Raw genomic sequence first — 5,290 nt, 5'->3', positions numbered from 1 at the left:
CCCCTACAACTGCCCGGAAAAGTGCGCGGGTATCGATTGCTCTGCACGCGTTGCCTTGATTGGTTTCAGCTAAAAATACAGAGTGACGCAGCCGAATTGCAGGCACAGCGTAGAATCCAGAATCAGCTGGCTGCTGCTTGGTAATGCCACACAGGGGAAGGAGCCAATGAAGTGAGTTTCTTCGACGAACTCAAGCGCCGCAAGGTATTCAAGGTTGGTGCCGCCTACCTTGTCGTCGGCTGGCTGGTGATCGAGGTGGCGGCCACTATCCTGCCGCAGTTCGACCTGCCAGCCTGGACTCCGCGCATGGTGACCCTTCTGGTCGCGCTGGGTTTGCCGATCGTGCTGGTAATGGCATGGGTCTTCGACATCACGCCCGAGGGCATCAAGGCAGATCCGTCACGCGCGGGCAGCAAGCGGGTTATCGGCGTGGCCGCGATCCTGGCCGTGCTGGCGCTAGGCTGGTTCTTCCACGATCGAACTACTGCACCCATCGCATCGAGCGCATCCAGTGCATCGGTTGCATCGACGCCACCGCCAACTACTGCGGCTATCGACAACTCGATTGCAGTCTTGCCCTTCGTCGACATGAGCCAGGAGCAGGATCAGGAGTACTTCTCCGATGGCCTGTCCGAAGAACTGCTCAACCTGCTTGCGCAACTCCCGCAGATTCGGGTGATAGCGCGTACCTCGTCGTTCTCGTTCAAGGGCAAGGAAGTCGATGTCGCCACGATTGCCAGGACGCTCAATGTCGAGCACTTGCTTGAGGGCAGCGTACGCAAATCTGGGAATACACTACGCGTGACCGCGCAGTTGATCCGCGCGTCAGACAGCTCGCATCTCTGGTCGCAAACCTACGATCGCGAACTGACCGATGTGTTCATGGTCCAGGACGAGATCGCCGCGGCCGTAGTCGACGCGCTCAAGGTCAAGTTGCTGCCACACCAGCAGCTGTCCAATCCGTATCAGAGCAGCAATTCCGAAGCCCACAACCAGTACCTGCTCGGCAAGAAGTTTTACAACCTCCAGACTCCGGACGATCTGAACCGCGCTGCAATCGCCTTTCGGCGCGCGATTGATCTGGATCCCGACTATGGCGCGCCGCGGGCTGAATTGGCGCTCGTGGAATACTTTCTCGCCGATATCGCCGGGGATCCAGCCAGCAAACAGCATGCGATGGACATCGCCGACCAGGCCGTCGCCAAGGCGCCGCAGCTGGCTGATGCTTATGCCGCACGCGGCATCATTCGATTGAGCTTCTTTCGCGAATGGGACGGTGCACGCACGGATTTCGAAAGGGCACTTCAACTCAACACCGCCAGCAGCGGCGCACAGGTGGGCAACTACCGCCTGCTGATGGCGCTGGGGCATTCAGCTGACGCCGCCGAGGCCGCGCGCAAGGCGACCGTGATCGACCCGCTCCTGCTCGAAGCATGGAATGACCTGGGGCGCGCCTTGTATGCGACCGGCGATCATGCTGGGGCTCGCCAGGCGTTTCAGCGGGCGAGGGAAATCAGTCCCAATTCAATCTATACGGGCTTCGCTGCTGGCTTGAACGAGTTGATTCAGGGGCATGCGCAGGAGGCCCTGGCGGAGTTCCGCACCGCCGGCAACATCTATCGTCCAGCCGGTATCGCCATGGCCGAGTACTCGCTGGGTCACGAGAGCGAATCGCAACAAGCACTGGAAGAGGGGGTCAGCACATACGGCGCTGCCGGCGCCTACCAGATCGCAGAGGCCTATGCCTGGCGTGGCGACACCGACAAGCCATTCGAATGGCTGGATACCGCTCACGCGTACAACGATGGAGGCCTGTCCTTCCTCAAGAGCGATCCCATCATGGACAAGCTCTCTGGCGACCCGCGCTATGCAGCGCTGCTGGAAAAGTTGGGCTTGCCGGAGTGATGCCATGATCTTCCGCCGCTTTCTGCAACGCTTCAGGCAACAGCAATGGGGCGCGATTGCCACCGAGTTGGTGATTGTCATCTTCGGCGTGTTCATCGGCATGCAGGTGTCGAGCTGGAATGAGGAACGCGAGGCGCGGCACGATCATGTTCTTGCGGTCGAACGCTATCGCGCCGAGATCAGGGCCAACCTGGAAATTCTAGATACGCTCGATCGCGGCAGCGCGCAGAGTCTCCCGATCGTCTCAAAGGCATTGGACGCATTGTTGTCCTGCCAGGATTCGCCGGAAAACAAAGCCTGGATCGAAGCGGGTATGAGCGCGGCGATGGGCACGCTGGGGCTGAAAATGCGCGTAAGTGCCCTGCACGAGATGACTGAGACGCAGCGCCTGCTCGCCCAGCAGTCGGAGGCGGAGCGACGGATGTTTTCGGATACGCGCTACCGGATCGACGTGTTCCAGCGCGAGGCGGAGTTTCTGGAAACGATACCGCTCGACGAGCGTATGCAAGACAATCCGACCATCATGGTCGGCGCGTACGTTGACCGTGAGGTGAGTTACGCCGGCTCGGACTATTCAAGGCCTGCGCGCAAACTGGTGCTTTCGGTGCCGGTGAATGTCGCCTGCAAGGATGACCGCTTGGTCAAATCGCTTTTCACCTGGGAGCGGTGGCAAGGCGCAATGCCGGCAGTCTCCCGCGTGCTCCGCCAGCAGCTTGAAGGTGATCTGGAAAGGCTTGAACCATGATCCTGCGTCGCCTCACCAAAAATCTGAAACAACAAAACTGGACCGCCATCTGGATCGAGTTCCTGCTTCTGGTGGCCGGTGTATTTCTCGGCATCCAGGCTGCCAACTGGAACGAGGCGCGCGCGTTCGACGCGCTTGAGCGAAATCATCTGCGCAACCTGCGGACTGAAATCGAAAAAGATGTCGAAGTCACGACCGCCAGGATGAATTACTACACCGGCGTGAATGCCGCGGGCGAACGTGCGCTGGCATTTTTGGAAAAAGGCCAGGCTTGCGCCGGCGATCAATGCTGGAGTCTGCTGGTTGATTTCTTCCACGCCTCGCAGTGGATCGATGTCGGCGTCACCCAGACAACATATACCGAATTGCGCCGAATCGGCCTGCCGAGTTCTCGAGACGTCGCCTCCGCTGTCGAGCCCTACTACTCGCAGAATATTGCAATCAACACCATTTCGAATGAGCGGCCAGCTTATCGAACATTGGTGCGCGGACTGATTCCCGTAAATGCGCAGAAGGCGATTTGGGCCGCCTGCCATGAGGGCGTTGGCGGGGTCGAGACCTTCAACAACAACTGTCCGGCCGGCATTCCGATCGAACAGGCAGCGCGTGCGGTGGAAAGAATTCGCACCAACCCCGATATCCTGCAAACACTGACGCAATGGACGTCCACCGGCGCTCCGATTGTGAAATACCTCGGGCGCCAGAATGACAGCGCCAGAGAAGCCATCGCCGCCATTGACCGTGAATTGGGGGCTTCGCCATGATCTTGCGCCGTCTCACGGAAAACCTGAAGGAGCAAAACTGGATTGCCATCTGGATCGAGTTCGTGCTGCTGGTGGCCGGCGTGTTTCTCGGTATCCAGGTCTCGAACTGGAACGAGGAGCGCGTGGCAAGAGCCCAGGAGCGATCTGACCTGATCCAGTTGCGCGCCGAGATCTTCAACAACCGTCGCATGCTTGAATATCAAGTCCGCTACGTCGAACGCGTGGTTGCCGGTGGACGAAGTAGCTTGCGCTTCCTGGCAGAAGGCGAGGATTGCGTGGACGACTGCGAGGCACTGCTGGTGGACTTTTTCCACGCCTCGCAGGTCTGGGGGACCGGCTACTCGGTTGCCAAGTATCAGGAATCCGAGCGGCTCGGCTTCCCTACGGACGCCTCGGCAGCACTCGCGGTGAGGAATTTCTATCAGTACATCAGGGGTTGGGATCTGATCAACGTGTCGCCTCCGGCCTACCGTGAGCGCGTGCGCGGATATTTCCCGCCGGAGATTAGTGCCGCGCTCTGGTCCGGTTGTTACAAGCTTGAAGGCGGCGACCGTGAAGTGCTGACGGACGATTGCTTGCCACTGCTGCGCAAGCTGGACGTCCGCCCCACGCTTCATTCGATCAGGAATGACGCGATGTTGACCAACCAGCTTCAGTTCTGGGCCGGACAGAATATTGTCGCTCTGCAGACCTATCCGCCCATCCTCGCTCGTGCCGATGCTGCGATTGCGGCAATTGATCTGGATCTGGGGGCTGGCGGATGATCTTGTGCTGGATCTGCGCAAGTGTGTCGGACGTTGATGTCGAGCCGACCAATGACGCGGGATTCGATCACTGCCTTTGCGTTGCCGCTTCGTTGTTGGCTTCAGCCATGATGCTCTTTCCTCGCAACCCGCCCAAGGGCAGCAGACATGAATCTCTCCCCTACATATCGCCGATTCATGACGCGGGCTTCGATCGCTATGCTCGCGTTGCCGCTTCGTTGTTGATTGACCAGCCATTCGGCTGTTGAAAGCAGCCATGACGCTTTCGTCCACCGCCCGAATAGAGAGCATCGAGCCTGAAGGCTTTTCCTGCGGGGTTCTCAACAGCCGAATGGCTGGTCAATCCGTCGAGGGCGCGGGCTTCAACAGGGTGCTTCGCTCCGACAGGTCTGCATAATACCAACCGAGACCTGCGTCACAGCGTAGAATCGTGCATTGGCGTGCCGTTGCATGACCGCGCACATAGGGGAAGGGGCCGATGACGTGAGTTTTTTCGACGAGCTCAAGCGCCGCAATGTGATCCGCATGGCCGGCGTCTATCTGGTTAGTGCCTGGATGATCATCCAGGTTGCCGAGACCCTGCTGCCGGCATTCGACATACCGGGCTGGGTATTGCGTGCCATTGTCGTGGTCCTTGGCTTGGGCTTCGTGCCGGCATTGGCGTTCTCATGGGTGTTCGAGATGACGCCGGAGGGACTCAAGTGCGAAAGCGATATTCCCGTCAATCAGTCCATCGCGCTGCATACGGGCAAGCGCTTGAATCGCCTGTTCATCGCCATGCTGATTCTTGCCGTCCTCTATCTGGGTTTCGACAAGTTCGTGCTTTCGCCGGCACGTGACGCTACGCGGTTTGCCGGAAGCCTGACTACGATCCTGGAGCCGAAAGCGACACCAGAGGAGCCAGCCGTCAACACCAAGTCCATCGCGGTGCTGCCTTTCAGCGATCTGAGCCCCGGGCATGATCAGGAATATTTTTCCGATGGCATGTCCGAAGAAATCCTCAACGCGCTGGCCAAGATTCAGGATCTCAAGGTCGCCGGGCGCACCTCGTCGTTTCACTACAAGGGCAAGAACGATGATCTGCGTGAAATTGCTGCTGCTCTCGGCGTTGC

General features: G+C 59.1%; 4 protein-coding genes and 1 pseudogene. All 5 read left to right on the top strand.

Annotated features, from left to right (window positions below):
• The first annotated feature begins 171 nt into the window (after nt 1-171).
• On the top strand, nt 172-1,905 hold the full coding sequence (locus tag WBP53_RS12415) for a tetratricopeptide repeat protein (RefSeq protein ID WP_423929372.1): 1,734 nt from the start codon (nt 172-174) through the stop codon (nt 1,903-1,905).
• Nucleotides 1,906-1,909: 4 nt separating this feature from the next.
• Nucleotides 1,910-2,650 carry a hypothetical protein gene (locus tag WBP53_RS12410; RefSeq protein ID WP_423929370.1) on the top strand — a complete coding sequence of 247 codons (741 nt, stop codon included), beginning with the start codon at nt 1,910-1,912 and terminating at the stop codon, nt 2,648-2,650.
• On the top strand, nt 2,647-3,414 hold the full coding sequence (locus tag WBP53_RS12405; RefSeq protein ID WP_423929368.1) for a hypothetical protein: 768 nt from the start codon (nt 2,647-2,649) through the stop codon (nt 3,412-3,414). The genes WBP53_RS12410 and WBP53_RS12405 overlap by 4 nt, the downstream gene beginning before the upstream one ends.
• A complete protein-coding gene (locus WBP53_RS12400; protein WP_423929367.1) occupies nt 3,411-4,178 on the top strand; it encodes a hypothetical protein in 768 nt (255 codons plus the stop codon). Before WBP53_RS12405 ends, WBP53_RS12400 begins: the two co-directional genes overlap by 4 nt.
• A 450-nt stretch (nt 4,179-4,628) precedes the next feature.
• Nucleotides 4,629-5,290, top strand: a pseudogene (locus WBP53_RS12395) (hypothetical protein); the annotation flags it as partial.

Origin of the sequence: Dokdonella sp. (genome assembly GCF_049593775.1) — a bacterium.
Classification (GTDB): Bacteria; Pseudomonadota; Gammaproteobacteria; order Xanthomonadales; family Rhodanobacteraceae; genus Dokdonella.
Note: the sequence above shows the minus strand (reverse complement) of the source record. Positions and strands in the feature narration are given on the sequence as shown.

Bases quoted from the DNA above. Each gene is read 5' to 3' on its own strand.
- WBP53_RS12410 (WP_423929370.1), top strand. From the start codon at position 1,910: ATGATCTTCCGCCGCTTTCTGCAACGCTTCAGGCAACAGCAATGGGGC.
- WBP53_RS12405 (WP_423929368.1), top strand. From the start codon at position 2,647: ATGATCCTGCGTCGCCTCACCAAAAATCTGAAACAACAAAACTGGACC.
- WBP53_RS12400 (WP_423929367.1), top strand. From the start codon at position 3,411: ATGATCTTGCGCCGTCTCACGGAAAACCTGAAGGAGCAAAACTGGATT.